General features: G+C 67.0%; 1 protein-coding gene. It reads left to right on the top strand.

Going from position 1 to position 397, the window contains the following annotated elements:
* A partial coding sequence (locus EEB15_RS33510; RefSeq protein WP_141514275.1) for a bifunctional 2-polyprenyl-6-hydroxyphenol methylase/3-demethylubiquinol 3-O-methyltransferase UbiG occupies window positions 1–397 on the top strand: 397 nt, incomplete at both ends.

Raw genomic sequence — 397 nt, 5'->3', positions numbered from 1 at the left:
TGTCGCTGGCGGTACAGGAAACCGGCTTCAGTTGCCTGGACGAGACCCTGGCTGGCGTGCTGCGCAATCTGGACCTGGCCGGCAAGGCGGCGGTCCAGGTCGGCTGCAACAACGGCCGGGAAGTGCTTTCGCTGTACGCCTTCGGCGTCGCGCGGGCGGTGGGGATCGACCAGTCCGCCGCCTTCCTCGCCCAGGCGCGGCAACTGGCCGAGCGCTCGCCGCATCAGCCGCGTTTCGTCGAAGCCAATGCCTACGAGCTGCCGGCCGAGCTGAACGGTCAGTTCGACCTGCTGCTGATCACCATCGGTGTGCTCAACTGGATGCCCGACATCGCGCGCTTCTTCGCCTCGGTGAGCGGCCTGCTGAAGCCGGGCGGGCAATTGGCGATCTATGAGAC

The organism is Ramlibacter sp. WS9 (genome assembly GCF_003797765.1).
Classification (GTDB): Bacteria; Pseudomonadota; Gammaproteobacteria; order Burkholderiales; family Burkholderiaceae_C; genus Ramlibacter.
This window is presented reverse-complemented; position numbering and strand designations above follow the sequence as displayed.